The sequence below is a fragment of the Serpentinimonas maccroryi genome (genome assembly GCF_000828915.1).
Classification (GTDB): Bacteria; Pseudomonadota; Gammaproteobacteria; order Burkholderiales; family Burkholderiaceae_C; genus Serpentinimonas; species Serpentinimonas maccroryi.
The window spans coordinates 2,306,985-2,323,715 of record NZ_AP014569.1 but is presented as its reverse complement, the minus strand read 5'-3'; the positions used below and the strand labels follow the sequence as shown (position 1 = coordinate 2,323,715).

Annotated in this window: 23 protein-coding genes; all 23 read left to right on the top strand. The window is 64.7% G+C overall.

What is annotated here, in order from left to right; genetic code table 11:
• Positions 1–11: 11 nt before the first annotated feature.
• The 23 genes from SMCB_RS10705 to rpsQ all read left to right on the top strand — a co-directional run bounded on the left by SMCB_RS10705 (position 12) and on the right by rpsQ (position 16,664).
• Entirely contained in the window at positions 12–440 is a 429-nt protein-coding gene (locus SMCB_RS10705) for a CopD family protein (RefSeq protein ID WP_045536934.1), read from the top strand.
• Positions 441–500: 60 nt separating this feature from the next.
• Positions 501–1,646: a VanZ family protein gene (locus tag SMCB_RS10700; RefSeq protein WP_045536933.1), complete on the top strand. Its 1,146-nt coding sequence runs from the start codon at positions 501–503 to the stop codon at positions 1,644–1,646.
• Entirely contained in the window at positions 1,643–1,990 is a 348-nt protein-coding gene (locus SMCB_RS10695) for a (2Fe-2S) ferredoxin domain-containing protein (protein ID WP_045536931.1), read from the top strand. The genes SMCB_RS10700 and SMCB_RS10695 overlap by 4 nt, the downstream gene beginning before the upstream one ends.
• A gap of 22 nt (positions 1,991–2,012) precedes the next feature.
• On the top strand, positions 2,013–2,657 hold the full coding sequence (locus tag SMCB_RS10690; protein WP_045536929.1) for an alpha/beta hydrolase: 645 nt from the start codon (positions 2,013–2,015) through the stop codon (positions 2,655–2,657).
• A gap of 90 nt (positions 2,658–2,747) precedes the next feature.
• Entirely contained in the window at positions 2,748–3,944 is a 1,197-nt protein-coding gene (locus SMCB_RS10685; RefSeq protein ID WP_052468505.1) for a D-alanyl-D-alanine carboxypeptidase family protein, read from the top strand.
• 155 nt (positions 3,945–4,099) lie between these two features.
• Positions 4,100–5,197 (top strand): NAD(P)-dependent alcohol dehydrogenase, encoded by a 1,098-nt coding sequence (locus SMCB_RS10680; protein ID WP_045536927.1) that lies wholly within the window; start codon positions 4,100–4,102, stop codon positions 5,195–5,197.
• Between the two features lie 150 nt (positions 5,198–5,347).
• On the top strand, positions 5,348–5,722 hold the full coding sequence (locus SMCB_RS10675; RefSeq protein WP_144400350.1) for a hypothetical protein: 375 nt from the start codon (positions 5,348–5,350) through the stop codon (positions 5,720–5,722).
• 79 nt (positions 5,723–5,801) lie between these two features.
• Positions 5,802–6,521 carry an exopolysaccharide biosynthesis protein gene (locus tag SMCB_RS10670; RefSeq protein WP_045536921.1) on the top strand — a complete coding sequence of 240 codons (720 nt, stop codon included), beginning with the start codon at positions 5,802–5,804 and terminating at the stop codon, positions 6,519–6,521.
• Between the two features lie 93 nt (positions 6,522–6,614).
• Positions 6,615–6,992 (top strand): 30S ribosomal protein S12, encoded by a 378-nt coding sequence (rpsL, locus tag SMCB_RS10665; protein WP_029463500.1) that lies wholly within the window; start codon positions 6,615–6,617, stop codon positions 6,990–6,992.
• Positions 6,993–7,172: 180 nt separating this feature from the next.
• Positions 7,173–7,643: a 30S ribosomal protein S7 gene (rpsG, locus tag SMCB_RS10660; RefSeq protein ID WP_029463501.1), complete on the top strand. Its 471-nt coding sequence runs from the start codon at positions 7,173–7,175 to the stop codon at positions 7,641–7,643.
• 136 nt (positions 7,644–7,779) lie between these two features.
• A complete protein-coding gene (gene fusA / locus SMCB_RS10655; protein ID WP_045536919.1) occupies positions 7,780–9,882 on the top strand; it encodes an elongation factor G in 2,103 nt (700 codons plus the stop codon).
• Between the two features lie 163 nt (positions 9,883–10,045).
• The gene (tuf, locus tag SMCB_RS10650) at positions 10,046–11,236 is read left to right on the top strand and encodes an elongation factor Tu (RefSeq protein WP_045538050.1); all 1,191 of its coding nucleotides are present in this window, start codon (positions 10,046–10,048) and stop codon (positions 11,234–11,236) included.
• Positions 11,237–11,272: 36 nt separating this feature from the next.
• Positions 11,273–11,584 (top strand): 30S ribosomal protein S10, encoded by a 312-nt coding sequence (gene rpsJ / locus SMCB_RS10645; protein ID WP_045536918.1) that lies wholly within the window; start codon positions 11,273–11,275, stop codon positions 11,582–11,584.
• A gap of 255 nt (positions 11,585–11,839) precedes the next feature.
• Positions 11,840–12,511 (top strand): 50S ribosomal protein L3, encoded by a 672-nt coding sequence (gene rplC, locus SMCB_RS10640; protein ID WP_045536916.1) that lies wholly within the window; start codon positions 11,840–11,842, stop codon positions 12,509–12,511.
• Complete coding sequence (gene rplD / locus SMCB_RS10635) at positions 12,511–13,131, top strand: 50S ribosomal protein L4 (protein WP_045536914.1); 621 nt, start codon at positions 12,511–12,513, stop codon at positions 13,129–13,131. The genes rplC and rplD overlap by 1 nt, the downstream gene beginning before the upstream one ends.
• Positions 13,128–13,442 (top strand): 50S ribosomal protein L23, encoded by a 315-nt coding sequence (rplW, locus tag SMCB_RS10630; protein ID WP_045536912.1) that lies wholly within the window; start codon positions 13,128–13,130, stop codon positions 13,440–13,442. Before rplD ends, rplW begins: the two co-directional genes overlap by 4 nt.
• Before the next feature lie 2 nt (positions 13,443–13,444).
• The gene (gene rplB, locus SMCB_RS10625) at positions 13,445–14,269 is read left to right on the top strand and encodes a 50S ribosomal protein L2 (RefSeq protein ID WP_045536911.1); all 825 of its coding nucleotides are present in this window, start codon (positions 13,445–13,447) and stop codon (positions 14,267–14,269) included.
• A 12-nt stretch (positions 14,270–14,281) separates the two neighbouring features.
• Positions 14,282–14,557, top strand: coding sequence for a 30S ribosomal protein S19 (gene rpsS, locus SMCB_RS10620; RefSeq protein ID WP_029463320.1), 276 nt, complete (start codon positions 14,282–14,284; stop codon positions 14,555–14,557).
• An 11-nt stretch (positions 14,558–14,568) separates the two neighbouring features.
• A complete protein-coding gene (gene rplV / locus SMCB_RS10615; RefSeq protein ID WP_045536909.1) occupies positions 14,569–14,898 on the top strand; it encodes a 50S ribosomal protein L22 in 330 nt (109 codons plus the stop codon).
• Between the two features lie 16 nt (positions 14,899–14,914).
• Entirely contained in the window at positions 14,915–15,730 is an 816-nt protein-coding gene (gene rpsC / locus SMCB_RS10610; protein WP_045536907.1) for a 30S ribosomal protein S3, read from the top strand.
• Positions 15,731–15,743: 13 nt separating this feature from the next.
• Complete coding sequence (gene rplP / locus SMCB_RS10605; RefSeq protein ID WP_034110323.1) at positions 15,744–16,160, top strand: 50S ribosomal protein L16; 417 nt, start codon at positions 15,744–15,746, stop codon at positions 16,158–16,160.
• A 13-nt stretch (positions 16,161–16,173) separates the two neighbouring features.
• A complete protein-coding gene (rpmC, locus tag SMCB_RS10600) occupies positions 16,174–16,386 on the top strand; it encodes a 50S ribosomal protein L29 (protein ID WP_034110321.1) in 213 nt (70 codons plus the stop codon).
• The gene (gene rpsQ / locus SMCB_RS10595) at positions 16,383–16,664 is read left to right on the top strand and encodes a 30S ribosomal protein S17 (protein WP_034110320.1); all 282 of its coding nucleotides are present in this window, start codon (positions 16,383–16,385) and stop codon (positions 16,662–16,664) included. The genes rpmC and rpsQ overlap by 4 nt, the downstream gene beginning before the upstream one ends.
• Positions 16,665–16,731 lie beyond the last annotated feature (67 nt).

The following is a 16,731-nucleotide window of genomic DNA, read 5'->3' as shown; positions in this document are numbered from 1 at the left end:
ACACTAGCCCCATGTTGTGGGTCAAAGCCTTTCATATTATCTTCGTAGCCAGTTGGTTTGCGGGCCTTTTTTATTTGCCGCGCATTTTTGTCAACTTGGCGCTCGTTGAGCCCGACAGCGTGGCCGAGCGCGATCGCCTGCTGCTGATGGCGCGCAAGCTGCTGCGCTTCATGACACTGCTGGCGCTGCCGGCCTTGGGGTTGGGGCTGTGGTTGTGGGTCGGGTATGGCATAGGTTGGGGTCCGGGCAACGGTTGGATGCACGCCAAATTGCTGGTGGTGGTCGTGCTGTTGGCCTACCATGGCTATTGTGCCCAGCTGCTGCGCGATTTCGAGGCGGGCCGCAACCGCCGCAGCCACGTCTGGTACCGCTGGTTCAACGAAGCGCCGGTGCTGTTGCTGGTGGCGGGCGTGTTGCTGGTGGTGCTCAAGCCTTTTTGAAGCCGGTGGCACAAGCGCCTGCTGCTTTGGTTTGCCCAACGGCCTGACCCAACGCGCCCGATGAACACCCTCGGCTCCCTGTCGTCGGCCTCTAGGCCCTACCCGTTGGCGCTGGTGTTGGTGCTGCTGTACGCGGCGCTGGTGGTTTACGCCAGCCTCTACCCATTCAGTGGCTGGCGCTACCAGGGGGTGGCGCTGTGGGCGTTTTTGTTTGCCCCTTGGCCGGCCCACTGGACGAGTTTTGATGTGGCTGCCAACCTGCTGGCCTACGTGCCGCTGGGGCTTTTGCTGACCCTGGCCGTTGCGCGCAGCGGCAGCGCGCGCCTGGCGGCCAGCGTGGGCTTGCTGCTGCCGTGCCTGTTGTCGCTGGCACTCGAGAGTGCCCAAGGGCTGCTGGTGCAGCACCGGGTGCCTTCGCAAGTGGATTGGATCCTGAACACGGTGGGTGCGGCCTTGGGGGTGGGGCTGGCGCTGTGGCTGTTGCGTTCGCGCTGGCCGGCGCGCTGGAACGCCTTTCGCCAGACCGGACTGATGCCGCAGAACCACGGTGCGCCGGCGCTGTTGGCGCTGTGGCCGCTGGCCTTGGTCTACCCGACTTCGGTGCCCTTTGGTCTGGGTCAGGTCTGGTACCGGCTCGAGGGCACGCTTTACGCGTGGGCCGAGGGCAGTTTTTTGCAACCTTGGCTGCCTGTGCCTTTGCCCGAGCCGCCCCTGAGCCCGCTCACCGAGGCGATTGTGGTGGCCTTGTGCGTCTGGGCGCCGCTGCTGCTGGGCTATGCGGTGCTGCGCCGGGTTGGGCAGCGTTTGCTGTTTATGCTGCTGGCGCTGGCGCTGGTGCTGGGGGCGTTGTTGCTGTCTGCCAGCCTGACGTGGGGGCCAGCGCACGCCTGGGCCTGGCTCACGCCGTCGGCGTCTTTGGGGTTGAGTTTTGCTGTGGCGCTGGCGTTTTTGAGCCTGGCTTTGGGACACCGGGCTGCGGCCGTTTTGTCGCTGCTGGCCTGGGTGTTGGCGCTGACCTTGCTCAACCGCGCGCCCGCTGAGCCGTATTTCGCCCAGTCGCTGCAGCTGTGGGAGTGGGGCCGCTTCATCCAGTTGCACGGCCTGACGCAGTGGCTGGGGGCGCTGTGGCCCTTTGCGGCGCTGTGGGTGGGCTTGCGGCTGGCCTTGCGGGCCGCGCCAAGGCAGGTCTACAATCGCCGCGCATGAACCCCGCCACACCCGCGCCAAGCTATTATGAGCGCCATATTTTCTTTTGCCTCAACCAGCGCGACAACGGCCAAGCCTGCTGCGCCGCGCTCGGCGCCCAGCAAGCCTTTGACCACTGCAAGGCGCGCGTCAAGGCCTTGGGCCTAGACGGCCCGGGCCGGGTGCGGGTCAACAAGGCCGGTTGCCTAGACCGCTGCGCCGGCGGGCCGGTGGCGGTGGTCTATCCGCAAGGCACGTGGTACACCTACCTAGACCGCGCCGATCTGGATGAGATCATCGACTCGCATCTGTGCGACGGCGTGCCGGTGCAGCGCCTGTTGCTCGATCCCGAGGTCGGGCGCTGAGAGGTTGAGCCCCGCAGCCAGCATGAACGCGCACACCCAAACCCGTCTGCTCCCGGGCCCGCAAGGGGCGCTGGAGGTGGCGATCGACGAGCCGGCGCAGCCCCGTTCCGGTGGCGGACTCGCGCTGATCGCGCACCCACACCCGCTGTTTGGCGGCACGCTGCACAACAAAGTGGTGCAGACGCTGGCGCGGGCGCACGTGCAGCAGGGCTGGCGGGTGTTGCGCTTCAATTTTCGCGGTGTTGGGGCCAGCGCCGGTGTCCACGACCACGGCGTGGGCGAGACCGACGACCTGCTGGCGCTGCTGCAACTCGAGGCCGCGCACGGGCCGCTGGCGTTGGCCGGCTTTTCTTTTGGCGCCTACGTGGTGCTGCGCGCGCTCGAGCGCTTGCCGGCGCAGCGCTTGCCGCAATCGGTGCTGCTGGTGGGGGCGGCGGCCAGCCGCTTCGAGCTGCCCGTGCTGGCGGCTGAACTTCACGAGCGCACGGCGCTCATACACGGCGAGACCGATGACACGGTGCCCTTGGCCGCCGTGCTCGACTGGGCGCGGCCGCAAAGCCTGCCGGTCACCGTGGTGCCCGGGGTCGAGCATTTTTTTCACGGCCGCCTCGGCTTGCTCAAAGCGCTGACGCTGCGGCATTTGCGCGCCTGCGAGCCAGCTTTCTGATAAGCCATGTGGCCGATAGCGGCCACGACGGCGCTCCTCGCGCCTCTAGGCCGATCACAACCGAACCGACTATTTGCCCACCGCCTCACCATGACGCTGCCCTTACTGAATCGCGTGTTCCTTTACGTTCTGCTGTGCGTGGGCTGGCTGCTGGGCGCGGCCAGCCCGGCTTGGGCCAGCAGCCCGCAGCCGCCCGAAATCGCGGCGCGCGCGTTTGTGTTGCTCGACGCCACCAGCGGCCAGGTATTGGCCGAGCGGGAAGCCGACCGCGAGGTCGAGCCGGCCTCGCTGACCAAGCTGATGAGCGCCTATCTGGTGTTCGAGGCGCTGCGCGCCGGCCGCATCGAGCGCACGCAAACGCTCACCGTGAGCGAGCGCGCCTGGCGCATGCCGGGCTCGCGCCTGTTTGCGCCCCAAGGCGCGCAAGTGCCCGTCGAAGCCTTGCTCAAGGGCATGATCGTGCTCTCGGCCAACGACGCCACCGTCGCCTTGGCCGAGGGCGTGGCGGGTTCGGTGGAGCGCTTTGTCGAGCGCATGAACCAGCAGGCGCAGGCGCTGGGCCTGACGCGCACGCGCTTTGTCAACCCCGAGGGCATGAGCGCCCCCGGCCACCGCAGCACGGCGCGCGACCTGGCGCAGCTGGCGGCGCGCCTGAGCCGCGACTTCCCCGAGTTCATGCCCTACTTTGCCATCCAGCGCTACCACTACCCCGGCGCGCCGGCGGTCAACGTCAACAACCGCAACCTGCTGCTGCTGCGCGACCCCACCGTCGATGGCATGAAAACTGGCCACACCGAGGCCGCGGGTTACGGCATCGTGGCCAGCGCGCAGCGCCCCTTTGCCGCGCTCGGCCCCGGGGATGCCGGGCAGCGCCGGCTGATCGCCGTGGTGCTGGGGGCCAACAGCGAAAACGCCCGCGCCGCGCAGAGCCAGACCCTGCTCAACTGGGGCTACGCGGCCTTTGAGGCGGTGCGCCTGTTTGCGCCCGGCCAAGTGGTGTCGCAGCCGCCGGTGTGGCAGGGCCGCGCTTCCACGGTGCCGCTCGGTCGCCCTGAGGGCGTGGTGGTCACGGTGCCGGCCGGGCAAGCGGCGGGTTTGCGCACCGAGCTGCTGCGGCCCGAGCCGCTGCTGGCGCCGCTGCTCAAAGACCAGCCGCTGGGCACGCTGCGGGTGCGCAACGCCCGTGGCGACGTGGTGGCCGAAGTGCCGCTGTTCGTGCTCGAGGCGGTGCCGCAAGCCGGCCTGCTGGGGCGCTTCTGGGGCGCGCTGCGGCTCTGGATCCAGTAGCCGAGCGTGTCAGTAGCCGAGCAACGCGCTCGGGTACGCGCTGGTCAAGCGCCGCGTTTCGTGCCAGACTGGGGCCGTACACGTGGCAGCGCTGAAGGCGGGGTCGAGCCTTGGCGGCTGGGCGCGTGTGGTGCCCACAACCCCAAGGAGCAAGCATGACTGCCATGATGAAAGCCGCCATCTTCGTCGAACCCGGCCGCATCGAGCTGGCCGACAAACCCATCCCCGCGGTGGGGCCCAACGATGCCTTGGTGCGCATCACCACCACCACCATCTGCGGCACCGACGTGCACATCCTCAAAGGCGAGTACCCGGTCGCCAAGGGGCTCACGGTGGGTCACGAGCCGGTGGGCGTGATCGAAAAACTCGGTTCGGCCGTGATCGGCTACCAAGAGGGCCAGCGCGTGATCGCCGGCGCCATCTGCCCCAACTTCAACTCCTACGCCGCCCAGGACGGGGCGCCGTCGCAAGACGGCAGCTACTTGGTGCCGTCGGGGCGCTGCGGCTGTCACGGCTACAAGGCCACCGCCGGCTGGCGCTTTGGCAACATGATCGACGGCACCCAAGCCGAGTACGTGCTGGTGCCCGACGCCCAAGCCAACCTGGCCCCGGTGCCCGAGGGCCTGAGCGACGAGCAGGTGCTGATGTGCCCCGACATCATGTCCACCGGCTTCAAGGGGGCCGAGAACGCCAACATCAAAATCGGCGACACCGTGGTCGTGTTCGCCCAAGGCCCCATCGGCCTGTGCGCCACCGCCGGGGCGCGTTTATTAGGGGCGAGTACCATCATCGGCGTCGATGGCAACGACCACCGGCTGGCGATCGCGCGCCAGCTGGGGGCCGACATCACGCTCAACTTCAAGCAGTGCGACGTGGTGGCCGAGGTCATGCGCCTCACTGGCGGCAAGGGTGCCGACTCATCCATCGAGGCGCTGGGCCTGCAATCGACCTTCGAGGCCGCGCTGCGCGTGCTCAAACCCGGCGGCACGCTGTCGAGCTTGGGGGTGTACTCCGAAGACCTGAAGATTCCGCTCTCGGCCTTTGCCGCTGGGCTGGGGGACCACCGCATCGTCACCGCGCTGTGCCCGGGCGGCAAGGAGCGCATGCGCCGGCTGATGAACGTGGTCGCCAGCGGCCGCCTCGATCTGGGCCTGCTGGTGACGCACCACTACCGGCTCGACGACATCGTCGCCGCCTACGACTTGTTTGCCAACCAGCGCGACGGCGTGCTCAAGGTGGCGATCAAACCCTGAGAGGCTGCGCAGAGCGGGCCGCTTTTGATGCGCTGCAACAACGGTCGCGGATTTTCGTTATAGTGCGGCACGGAACTTGGGGCGGCTGCGCGGCCTCCTAGGTTGTGCTCATTATTTTGAAAGCTCTGCGTGAAACTACTGCTTTGGGTCGTGACCCTTCTCGTTCTGGCTCTCTGGACCGGCACCATCTGGGTCTTAACCGGCTTGGCCGACTGGCTGGCGGCGCAGGTCGCCACCGGCGAGGCCGCCAACTTGGCCGACATCATCGCGCAGTGGCCGGTGCCGCCCGAGTTGGCGCCGTGGATCGGCGAAGCGTTTTTGCTGCCGCTGCGCGACCTGTTCGCTTGGACCGTGGGGGTGCTGGAGTCGCTGCTGCCCTTCCTGCCGGGCTTGGTGGGGATTTTGTCGGTGATTTTGTGGATCGTCTGGTTCATCGTCACCGGCCTGATCGTGGTGCTGGCTTTGCTGGGCCACTGGGCGCTGAGCAAGGCACAGCGCTTGCGCACCAACTTGCGCACCACCTGAAGTTGCCCGCTCCGCCCGCATACCTGCCCGCGTTTGGCGCCAAACCCCGCTTTTCGCCTTTAGCCACGCTGCTGCCCGCATGAACCACGGCCCCGAAAACTGCCCGCGCACTTGGGCGCAGCGTTGTCGTGCTTGGGCCGAAGGCTTGGGGGCGGGGGGGCTGGGCGCTGCGGCATCGGGCCCGGCAGAGGCGCCGGGCGCACCAGCTGCAGTGGGTGCTGAAGCTTCTGCGCGGGGCGCGCCGGGCATCAGCATCGCTGAGTTGGTCGATCTGCACGGCCATGGCGGCTCGCGGCCCTTGTTGCTCATGCTGCTGGCGTGCCTATGCCTGCCTCCCATCATGGGCTTGGGCACCGCCATGAGTGTGGCCATCATCGCCATTGCTTGGCAGTGGGGGCAGCCCACGGCAGCGGCGTTGCCACAGCGGCTGGCGCGCGCGCGCCTGAGCCCCGCCTGGAGCCGGCGCACGCTGCACGCGCTGGCCTGGTTGCACGACTGCGCTGCGGCTTGGATACGCCCGCGCCTGACGTGGTTGGCGCACCACAGCTTGAGCGGCCTGTGGGCGCTGTGGATCGTCTGGATGGCGCTGCTGATCTTTATACCGTTGCCTTTGGGCAACATCTTGCCCGGCCTGAGCCTGATCGCGCTCTGCTTGGGCTGGATGCACCGCGACGGCCTGCTGCTGCTGCTGTCGCTGCTCGTCGGCGCCATCGGCAGCGCCTATGCCTCGGGCATCGTGGCGGTGGCCGTGCTGGCGGCTTGGCGTGCTTGGGGGTCGGTCTATCCACCTTTGGCTTGACCGCTGCGCGCCTTTCGTGCTACATTCACGGGCTTTTCGGCATTTGGCCGAGAGGGTCAGCCGTTTTTCAAACGTTTAGGGACGTTTTTTTCAATGCCAACCATTAATCAACTCGTGCGCCAGGGCCGGGAGGTCGAACAGACCAAATCCAAGAGCCCGGCCATGGAAAACTGCCCGCAGCGCCGTGGCGTCTGCACCCGCGTCTATACCACGACGCCCAAAAAGCCGAACTCGGCCTTGCGCAAGGTCGCCAAAGTGCGCCTGACCAACGGCTTTGAGGTGATTTCGTACATCGGCGGCGAAGGCCACAACCTGCAAGAGCACAGCGTGGTGCTGGTGCGCGGCGGCCGGGTCAAAGACTTGCCCGGCGTGCGCTACCACATCGTGCGCGGCTCGCTCGACTTGCAAGGCGTGAAAGACCGCAAGCAGTCGCGCTCCAAATACGGCGCCAAACGGCCCAAAGCCAAATAAGCCGCAGCCCAGAGGCTGTAGCTTGTGTTTCGTTGCCCAAGGCCAGCGCGCAGCGCGTGTGTCTTGAGCGTGTAGGCCCCAAACGCACGCTGTGTGCGCGGGTCAAGTAAGTGGGAGCCGCGCATGGCTCTCGCGGCAGCACCCAAGGGTGCGGCCAACTGAAGTTTTTGAGGTGTAAAAATGCCACGTCGTCGCGAAGTCCCTAAACGTGAAATCCTGCCGGACCCCAAGTACGGCAATGTCGAGCTGTCCAAGTTCATGAACGTGATCATGGAAGGCGGCAAAAAAGCGGTCGCCGAGCGCATCATTTACGGCGCGCTCGAGACCATGGAGAAAAAATCCGGCAAAGACCCGCTGGAGCTGTTCACCACCGCCATCAACAACGTCAAGCCGATGGTCGAGGTCAAGTCGCGCCGCGTCGGCGGTGCCAACTACCAGGTGCCGGTCGAAGTGCGCCCGGTGCGCCGGCTGGCGTTGTCGATGCGCTGGATCAAGCAGGCCGCACGCAAGCGCGGCGAAAAATCGATGGCCTTGCGTCTGGCCAACGAGCTGCTCGAGGCCAACGAAGGCCGTGGCGGCGCCATGAAGCGCCGCGACGAGGTGCACCGCATGGCCGAGGCCAACAAGGCCTTTAGCCACTTCCGCTTCTAAGCCACGCTGGCCTGCTGCCGTCCGTCACGCTAGCGGCGCACATTACAGGCACCCAGCTTATCGCCCATCCCCAAAGCCCGCCGCACTCGAGCACCCGAGTGGGCGGGCTTGGCCCGTATCTTTCGGAGATTTTTTCATGCCCCGCACCACGCCCATCGAGCGTTACCGCAACATCGGTATCTCGGCCCACATCGACGCCGGCAAGACCACCACCACCGAGCGCATCCTGTTTTACACCGGGGTCAACCACAAAATCGGCGAGGTCCACGACGGTGCGGCCACCATGGACTGGATGGAGCAAGAGCAAGAGCGCGGCATCACCATCACCTCGGCAGCCACCACCTGCTACTGGAAGGGCATGGACCTGTCCTACCCCGAGCACCGCTTCAACATCATCGACACCCCGGGTCACGTGGACTTCACGATCGAAGTCGAGCGCAGCATGCGCGTGCTCGACGGTGCCTGCATGGTCTATTGCGCCGTGGGCGGCGTGCAGCCGCAGTCCGAAACCGTTTGGCGCCAGGCCACCAAGTACAAAGTGCCGCGCTTGGCCTTTGTGAACAAAATGGACCGCACCGGCGCCAACTTCTTCAAGGTCTACGACCAAATGCGCCTGCGCCTGAAGGCCAACCCGGTGCCGGTGGTGATCCCGATCGGGGCCGAAGAGCACTTCAAGGGCGTGGTCGATCTGCTCAAGATGAAGGCCATCATCTGGGACGAAGCCTCGCAAGGCATGAAGTTCGAGTACCAAGATATCCCCGCCGAGCTCGCCGCCAGCGCCACCGAATGGCGCGAAAAAATGGTCGAAGCCGCCGCCGAGGCCAGCGAAGAGCTGATGAACAAGTACCTCGAAGAAGGCGACTTGAGCGAGGACGAAATCAAGCTCGGCATCCGCACCCGCGCCATCGCCTGCGAAATCCAGCCCATGCTGTGCGGCACCGCGTTCAAGAACAAAGGCGTGCAGCGCATGCTCGACGCCGTGATCGACTTCCTGCCCTCGCCAGTCGATATTCCACCGGTGGTGGGCAGCGACGAAAAAGACCAGCCCATCAGCCGCAAAGCCGACGACGGCGAGAAGCTCTCGGCGCTGGCCTTCAAACTCATGACCGACCCCTTCGTCGGCCAACTGACCTTTGTGCGCGTCTATTCGGGCGTGATCAAAAAAGGCGACACGGTCTATAACCCGGTCAAGGGCAAAAAAGAGCGCATCGGGCGCATCGTGCAGATGCACGCCAACAACCGCAACGAAGTCGAAGAGATCCGCGCCGGCGACATCGCCGCCTGCGTCGGCCTCAAAGAAGTCACCACCGGCGAGACCCTGTGCGACCCGGCGGCCGTGATCACGCTGGTGAAAATGGTGTTCCCCGAGCCCGTGATCGCCCAAGCGGTGGAGCCCAAAACCAAGGCCGACCAAGAGAAGATGGGCATCGCCCTGAGCCGGCTGGCGTCCGAAGACCCGTCGTTCCGCGTCAAGACCGACGAAGAATCGGGCCAGACCATCATCGCCGGCATGGGCGAGCTGCACCTGGAGATCATCGTCGACCGCATGAAGCGCGAGTTCGGCGTCGAGGCCAACGTCGGCAAGCCGCAGGTGGCCTACCGCGAAACCATCCGCGGCACGATCGAGGACAGCGAAGGCAAATTCGTGCGCCAGTCGGGCGGCAAGGGCCAGTACGGCCACGTGGTGCTCAAGATCGAACCGCAAGAGCCGGGCAAAGGCTTCGAGTTCGTCGATGCCATCAAAGGCGGCGTGGTGCCGCGCGAGTTCATCCCGGCGGTGGAAAAGGGCGTGGTCGAAGCGCTCAACACCGGCGTGCTGGCCGGCTACCCGGTGGTCGATGTCAAGGTGACGCTGCACTTCGGCTCCTACCACGACGTGGACTCGTCGGAGCAGGCGTTCAAAATGGCGGCGATCTTCGGCTTCAAAGAAGGCTGCCGCAAGGCCCAGCCGGTGATCCTCGAGCCCATGATGGCGGTCGAGGTCGAAACGCCCGAAGACTACGCCGGCAACGTGATGGGCGATTTGTCCAGCCGCCGCGGCATGGTGCAGGGCATGGACGATATGGTCGGTGGCGGCAAGGTGATCAAGGCCGAAGTGCCGCTGTCCGAGATGTTTGGTTACTCGACCACGCTGCGCTCGATGTCGCAGGGCCGCGCCACCTACACCATGGAGTTCAAGCACTACTCCGAAGCGCCGCGCAACGTGCAAGAGGCCATCATTTCGGCGCGCGCCAAGTAAGTTGTCGCCAAGCGGCGCGGCCCCCTAGTTGGGCGGCGGCGCCCTTGGCCCCGGTCTGAGTTGCCCCTTTGGGTGAGGCGGCGTTGCCCGTGACGCCGCCGCCAGCGCAGACCTTAAACCCGCACGGGCTTTGTTCTTTTTTTGATTGAAGGATTTTTGCATCATGGCAAAGGAAAAATTCCAGCGGACCAAGCCGCACGTCAACGTGGGCACCATCGGTCACGTGGACCACGGCAAAACCACGCTCACGGCGGCCATCACCACCGTGCTGGCAGCCAAGTTTGGCGGACAGGCCAAGGCCTACGACCAGATCGACGCCGCCCCTGAAGAAAAAGCGCGCGGCATCACCATCAACACCGCGCACGTCGAATACGAGACCGCCAACCGCCACTACGCCCACGTCGACTGCCCCGGCCACGCCGACTACGTCAAAAACATGATCACCGGTGCCGCGCAGATGGACGGCGCCATTCTGGTCTGCTCCGCCGCCGACGGCCCGATGCCGCAAACCCGCGAGCACATCCTGCTCGCGCGCCAAGTCGGCGTGCCCTACATCATCGTCTTCCTCAACAAGTGCGACATGGTGGACGACGCCGAGCTGCTCGAACTCGTCGAGATGGAAGTGCGCGAGCTGCTCGACAAATACGACTTCCCCGGCGACCAGACCCCGATCGTGCACGGCTCGGCCAAACTCGCCCTCGAAGGCGACAAAGGCCCGCTGGGCGAACAAGCCATCATGAAACTGGCCGACGCCCTCGACACCTACATCCCGCAGCCCGAACGCGCCGTCGATGGCGCCTTCCTCATGCCCGTTGAAGACGTGTTCTCCATCTCCGGCCGCGGCACCGTGGTCACCGGGCGCATCGAGCGCGGCATCATCAAAGTCGGCGAAGAGATCGAAATCGTCGGCATCGCCACCACCCAGAAAACCACCTGCACCGGCGTCGAGATGTTCCGCAAACTGCTCGACCAAGGCCAAGCCGGCGACAACGTCGGCATCCTGCTGCGTGGCACCAAGCGCGAAGACGTGCAGCGCGGCCAAGTGCTGTGCAAGCCCGGCTCCATCAAGCCCCACACCCACTTCACCGGTGAGGTCTATGTGCTGAGCAAAGACGAAGGCGGGCGCCACACCCCGTTCTTCAACAACTACCGGCCGCAGTTCTACTTCCGCACCACGGATGTAACCGGATCGATCGAGCTGCCCGAAGGCAAAGAGATGGTCATGCCGGGCGACAACGTCAGCATCACCGTCAAACTGATCGCCCCGATCGCCATGGAAGAAGGCCTGCGCTTTGCCATCCGCGAAGGCGGCCGCACCGTGGGCGCCGGCGTGGTGGCGAAGATTTTGGATTGATGCGAACCCGGACGAACCCAGCAGGAAACACCGACCATGAGCAAGCAAAAAATCCGCATTCGCCTCAAAGCCTTTGACTACAAGCTGATCGACACCTCGGCGGCCGAGATCGTCGAAACCGCCAAGCGCACCGGGGCCATCGTCAAGGGCCCCGTGCCCCTGCCCACGCGCATGAAGCGCTTCGACATCCTGCGCTCGCCGCACGTCAACAAAACCAGCCGCGACCAGTTCGAGATCCGCACCCACCAGCGCCTGATGGACATTGTGGACCCGACCGACAAAACCGTCGATGCGCTGATGAAGCTCGACCTGCCCGCCGGCGTCGATGTGGAGATCAAGTTGCAATAAGGCAACGCACACAGGGTCTGTGGCAGCAGAGATGGGCAGCCACACACGCCGCAGGCCTTGTGTGAAATTTTTCAGCGGGTTATAATTCAAGGCTTCGCCCGTGTTTGGGTGGCTGCAGCTGTGCGGCCATGTGAAACAAGGGAGAGGTTTTTAAATCGTTTGCACCGGCAGAGGCGCCTTCAAGGGCGCTGCGCTGGTTTCTAAGCTCCGGCCAATTGCAGTCGGACACGCGCACAACGCGGAAATGGAGAAAAAATGAGTCTGAGCAACTCCCTGGGGTTGTTGGGCCGCAAGGTGGGCATGATGCGCCTATTCACCGACGATGGGGACGCCGTTCCTGTCACGGTGGTGGATGTATCGAACAACCGCGTGGCACAAGTCAAAACCCAAGCCAACGATGGCTACGATGCCTTGCAACTGGCCTACGGCAAGCGGCGCGCCTCGCGCGTGAGCAAGCCCGCCGCTGGGCACTTGGCCAAAGCCGGCGTCGAAGCCGGTGAAATCCTGCAAGAGTTCCGCGTCAGCGCCGAACTGGCCGGCAAATACGCCGCCGGTGCCGTGCTGCCCGTGGCCGAGCTCTTTGCCGCCGGCCAAAAGGTCGACGTGCAGGGCACCTCGATCGGTAAAGGCTTTGCCGGCACCATCAAGCGCCACAACTTTGCCTCGCAGCGCGCCACGCACGGCAACAGCCGTTCGCACAACGTGCCGGGCTCGATCTCGATGGCGCAAGACCCCGGTCGCGTGTTCCCCGGCAAAAAAATGACCGGCCACATGGGCGACGAGACCGTGACCACGCAGAATTTGGACGTGGTGCGCGTCGATGTCGAGCGCCAGCTGCTGCTCATCAAGGGCGCAGTGCCGGGTTCCAAAGGCGGCTTCGTGACCGTGCGTCCGGCCGTCAAAGCAGCGCCCAAAGGAGGCAACTGATGCAAGTCGAACTCCTCAATGAGCAAGGCCAAGCCGCTTCGCACGTCGATGTGCCCGAAACCGTGTTCGGCCGCGACTACAACGAAGCGCTGATCCACCAGCTGGTGGTGGCCTACCAAGCCAACGCGCGCCAAGGCACGCGGGCGCAAAAAGACCGCGCCATGGTCAAGCACAGCACGCGCAAGCCGTTCAAGCAAAAAGGCACCGGCAACGCCCGCGCCGGCATGACCTCCTCGCCGCTGTGGCGTGGGGGCGGCCGCATCTTCCCGAACAGCCCGGACGAAAACTTCGGCCAAAAGCTCAACAAGAAGATGTACCGCGCCGGCATGGCCTCGATCCTGTCGCAGCTGGTGCGCGAAGGCCGTCTGGCCGTGGTCGATTCGATCACCCTCGAAGCGCCCAAAACCAAGCTGCTGGCCGCCAAGTTCAAGGCCATGAACCTGCAATCGGTGCTGCTGATCGCCGATCAGGTCGATGACAACCTCTATCTGGCTGCGCGCAACCTGCCCCACGTGCTGGTGATGGAGCCGCGCTACGCCGACCCGCTCTCGTTGGTGCACTACAAAAAGGTGATCGTCACCAAAGGTGCCATCGACCAATTCAAGGAGATGTTCGCATGAGCAACATCCAGTTTGACGAAGGCCGCCTGATGCAAGTGCTGGTGGCGCCGATCGTGTCGGAAAAAGCCACCGCCACGGCCGAAAAAACCAATGCGATTCTGTTCAAGGTGCTGCAAAACGCCACCAAGACCGAAATCAAGGCGGCGGTGGAGCAGATGTTCAACGTCAAGGTCAAGGCCGTCAACGTGCTCAACCAAAAAGGCAAGAGCAAGCGCTTTGGCAAAACCATCGGTCGCCGCGACCACGTGCGCAAAGCCTACGTGACGCTGCAAGCCGGACAAGAAATCAGCTTTGGTGGGGAGGCAGTCTGATCATGGCCGTCATCAAGATGAAACCGACCTCCCCCGGCCGCCGGGGCATGGTCAAAGTCACGCGCGAAACCCTGCACAAGGGCGAGGGCTACGCACCGCTGCTGGAGCCCAAGTTCCAAAAAGCCGGGCGCAACAACAACGGCCACATCACCGTGCGCCACCGTGGGGGCGGCAATCGCCACCACTACCGCGTGGTTGACTTTGTGCGCAACAAAGACGCCATTCCGGCCAAGGTCGAGCGCCTCGAGTACGACCCCAACCGCAGCGCCCACATCGCCCTGCTGTGCTACGCCGACGGCGAGCGCCGCTACGTGATCGCCGCGCGCGGCGTGGCCGTGGGTGCGACGCTGCTGTCGGGCCCGGAGTCGCCGATTCGCGTCGGCAACACGCTGCCGATCCGCAACATCCCGGTGGGTTCGACCATCCACTGCATCGAAATGCTGCCGGGCAAGGGCGCGCAGATCGCGCGTTCGGCCGGCGCCTCGGCGGTGCTGCTGGCGCGCGAGGGCATCTATGCCCAAGTGCGTGTGCGCTCGGGCGAAGTGCGCAAGGTGCACGTGGACTGCCGCGCCACCATCGGCGAAGTCTCGAACCCCGAGCACAGCCTGCGCCAGCTCGGCAAGGCCGGCGTCAAGCGCCACATGGGCATCCGCCCGACCGTGCGCGGCGTCGCCATGAACCCGATCGACCACCCGCACGGCGGGGGCGAGGGCCGCACCGGCACCGGTATGCCGCCGGTTGATCCGTGGGGCAACCTGACCAAAGGTTACCGCACCCGCAACAACCGTCGCACGCAGACCATGATCGTCTCGCGGCGCAAGAAGTAAGGAGCTGACGACATGACGCGTTCACTCAAAAAAGGCCCCTTCGTTGACCATCACCTGATGGCCAAGGTCGAAAAGGCCGTCGCTACCAAAGACAAAAAGCCGGTCAAGACCTGGTCGCGCCGCTCCATGATCCTGCCCGACTTCATCGGGCTGACGATCGCCGTGCACAACGGCAAGCAGCACGTGCCGGTGTATATCACCGACCAGATGGTGGGCCACAAACTGGGCGAGTTCTCGCTCACGCGCACCTTCAAGGGCCACCCCGGCGACAAGAAAGCCAAGAAGTAAGGACACGCACCATGGAAACACGCGCAATCGCTCGCGGCGTCCGCCTCTCGGTGGACAAGGGCCGCCTGGTGGCCGACCTGATTCGAGGCAAAAAAGTCGATCAGGCGCTGCACATTCTCAACTTCACGCAAAAGAAGGCCGCTGGCATCGTCAAGAAGGCGCTGGAGTCGGCCATTGCCAACGCCGAGCACAACGACGGCGCCGACATCGACGAACTGAAGGTGAAAATCATCCACGTCGAACAAGGCACCACGCTCAAGCGTTTCTCGGCTCGCGCCAAGGGCCGCGGCAACCGCATCAGCAAACCGACCTGTCACATCTACGTGACGGTGGGCACCTAAACCGACAGGAAACGCCATGGGACAAAAAATCCATCCGACCGGTTTTCGCCTTTCGGTGAGCCGCAACTGGGCCAGCCGCTGGTACGCCAGCGAACGCGACTTCGCCGGCATGCTGGCCGAAGACATCAAGGTGCGTGAGTACCTCAAAGCCAAGCTGAAAAACGCCGCCGTGTCGCGCGTCGTGATCGAGCGCCCGGCCAAAAATGCCCGCATCACCATCTACTCGGCGCGTCCGGGCGTGGTCATCGGCAAAAAAGGCGAGGACATCGAGAAGCTGAAGAAGGATCTGGCCGCCAAGCTGGGCGTGCCGGTGGCGGTGAACATCGAAGAAGTGCGCAAGCCCGAAGTCGATGCCAAACTCATCGCCGACTCGATCACGCAGCAGCTCGAAAAGCGCATCATGTTCCGCCGCGCCATGAAGCGCGCGATGCAAAACGCCATGCGTCTGGGTGCCCAAGGCATCAAGATCATGTCGGCTGGGCGCCTGAACGGCATCGAGATCGCACGCACCGAGTGGTACCGCGAAGGCCGGGTGCCGCTGCACACGCTGCGCGCCGACATCGACTACGGCACCTCGGAAGCCAAAACCACCTACGGCGTCATCGGCGTCAAGGTCTGGGTCTATAAGGGCGACAACTTGGGCCGCAGCGATGCGCCCACGCTCGACAGCACCCCGCGCCCCGACGACGAGCGCCGCCCGCCGCGTGGCCCGCGCCGCGATGGCCGCGGTGACAACCGCCCCGACGGCCGTGGCCGCCCAGGCGCTGGCGCCGGTGCGCCGCGCCGCGCCAGTGGCACCGCAGCCGATGGCGCTGCCAAACCGCAGGCCTAAGGAGAAATAACACATGTTGCAACCTGCACGCCGTAAATACCGTAAAGAGCAAAAAGGCCGCAACACGGGCGTCGCCACCAGTGGCGCCACCGTGGCCTTTGGCGATTTCGGCCTGAAGTCCACAGACCGTGGCCGTCTGACGGCTCGCCAGATCGAGTCGGCCCGCCGGGCCATTTCGCGCCACGTCAAGCGCGGTGGCCGCATCTGGATCCGTGTCTTCCCCGACAAGCCGATCTCCAAAAAGCCAGCCGAAGTCCGCATGGGCAACGGCAAAGGGGCGGTCGAGTACTACGTGGCCGAAATCCAGCCCGGCAAGGTGCTGTACGAAATCGTCGGTGTACCCGAGCAACTGGCGCGCGAGGCTTTCGAGCTGGCTGCCGCCAAGCTGCCGCTGCGCACCACCTTTGTGACCCGCATGTTGGGTCAGTAAACCGGAGCACCGCATGAACACCGCCGAACTGCGTCAAAAAGACGAAACCGCCCTGCTAGCCGAGGTCAAGTCGCTGCAAAAAGCGCACTTCAACCTGCGCATGCAAAAAGCCACCCAGCAGCTCAACAACAGCGCCACGCTGGGCGAAACCCGGCGCGCCATTGCCCGCGCCAAGACCATCTTGGCACAGAAACGCGCTGCCGCCCAACAAGGAGCGAAACCATGAGTGAAGCCACAACGGGTGCCGCACCGGCCCTCAAGCGCACCCTGATCGGTAAAGTGGTGAGCGACAAGCGCGCCAAGACCGTGACCGTGCTGGTCGAGCGCCGCGTCAAGCACGAGCTCTACGACAAGATCGTGATCAAGTCGAGCAAGTACCACGCGCACGACGAAGAAGGCGCCTACCACATGGGCGACGTGATCGAAATCACCGAGAGCCGGCCGCTGTCCAAAACCAAAAACTGGGTCGTGACCCGCTTGGTGCAAAAAGCCGGCTTGGTCTAAGCCCAGCTTCGTCTAAGCCCGGATGGCTTTAAGCCTATTGGGTCGCTTCGGGCCAGCCCGAGCAGAA

Coding starts and splice junctions, on each gene's coding strand:
- SMCB_RS10705 (WP_045536934.1), top strand. CDS start 12: ATGTTGTGGGTCAAAGCCTTTCATATTATCTTCGTAGCCAGTTGGTTT.
- SMCB_RS10700 (WP_045536933.1), top strand. CDS start 501: ATGAACACCCTCGGCTCCCTGTCGTCGGCCTCTAGGCCCTACCCGTTG.
- SMCB_RS10695 (WP_045536931.1), top strand. CDS start 1,643: ATGAACCCCGCCACACCCGCGCCAAGCTATTATGAGCGCCATATTTTC.
- SMCB_RS10690 (WP_045536929.1), top strand. CDS start 2,013: ATGAACGCGCACACCCAAACCCGTCTGCTCCCGGGCCCGCAAGGGGCG.
- SMCB_RS10685 (WP_052468505.1), top strand. CDS start 2,748: ATGACGCTGCCCTTACTGAATCGCGTGTTCCTTTACGTTCTGCTGTGC.
- SMCB_RS10680 (WP_045536927.1), top strand. CDS start 4,100: ATGACTGCCATGATGAAAGCCGCCATCTTCGTCGAACCCGGCCGCATC.
- SMCB_RS10670 (WP_045536921.1), top strand. CDS start 5,802: ATGAACCACGGCCCCGAAAACTGCCCGCGCACTTGGGCGCAGCGTTGT.
- rpsL (WP_029463500.1), top strand. CDS start 6,615: ATGCCAACCATTAATCAACTCGTGCGCCAGGGCCGGGAGGTCGAACAG.
- rpsG (WP_029463501.1), top strand. CDS start 7,173: ATGCCACGTCGTCGCGAAGTCCCTAAACGTGAAATCCTGCCGGACCCC.
- fusA (WP_045536919.1), top strand. CDS start 7,780: ATGCCCCGCACCACGCCCATCGAGCGTTACCGCAACATCGGTATCTCG.
- tuf (WP_045538050.1), top strand. CDS start 10,046: ATGGCAAAGGAAAAATTCCAGCGGACCAAGCCGCACGTCAACGTGGGC.
- rpsJ (WP_045536918.1), top strand. CDS start 11,273: ATGAGCAAGCAAAAAATCCGCATTCGCCTCAAAGCCTTTGACTACAAG.
- rplC (WP_045536916.1), top strand. CDS start 11,840: ATGAGTCTGAGCAACTCCCTGGGGTTGTTGGGCCGCAAGGTGGGCATG.
- rplD (WP_045536914.1), top strand. CDS start 12,511: ATGCAAGTCGAACTCCTCAATGAGCAAGGCCAAGCCGCTTCGCACGTC.
- rplW (WP_045536912.1), top strand. CDS start 13,128: ATGAGCAACATCCAGTTTGACGAAGGCCGCCTGATGCAAGTGCTGGTG.
- rplB (WP_045536911.1), top strand. CDS start 13,445: ATGGCCGTCATCAAGATGAAACCGACCTCCCCCGGCCGCCGGGGCATG.
- rpsS (WP_029463320.1), top strand. CDS start 14,282: ATGACGCGTTCACTCAAAAAAGGCCCCTTCGTTGACCATCACCTGATG.
- rplV (WP_045536909.1), top strand. CDS start 14,569: ATGGAAACACGCGCAATCGCTCGCGGCGTCCGCCTCTCGGTGGACAAG.
- rpsC (WP_045536907.1), top strand. CDS start 14,915: ATGGGACAAAAAATCCATCCGACCGGTTTTCGCCTTTCGGTGAGCCGC.
- rplP (WP_034110323.1), top strand. CDS start 15,744: ATGTTGCAACCTGCACGCCGTAAATACCGTAAAGAGCAAAAAGGCCGC.
- rpmC (WP_034110321.1), top strand. CDS start 16,174: ATGAACACCGCCGAACTGCGTCAAAAAGACGAAACCGCCCTGCTAGCC.
- rpsQ (WP_034110320.1), top strand. CDS start 16,383: ATGAGTGAAGCCACAACGGGTGCCGCACCGGCCCTCAAGCGCACCCTG.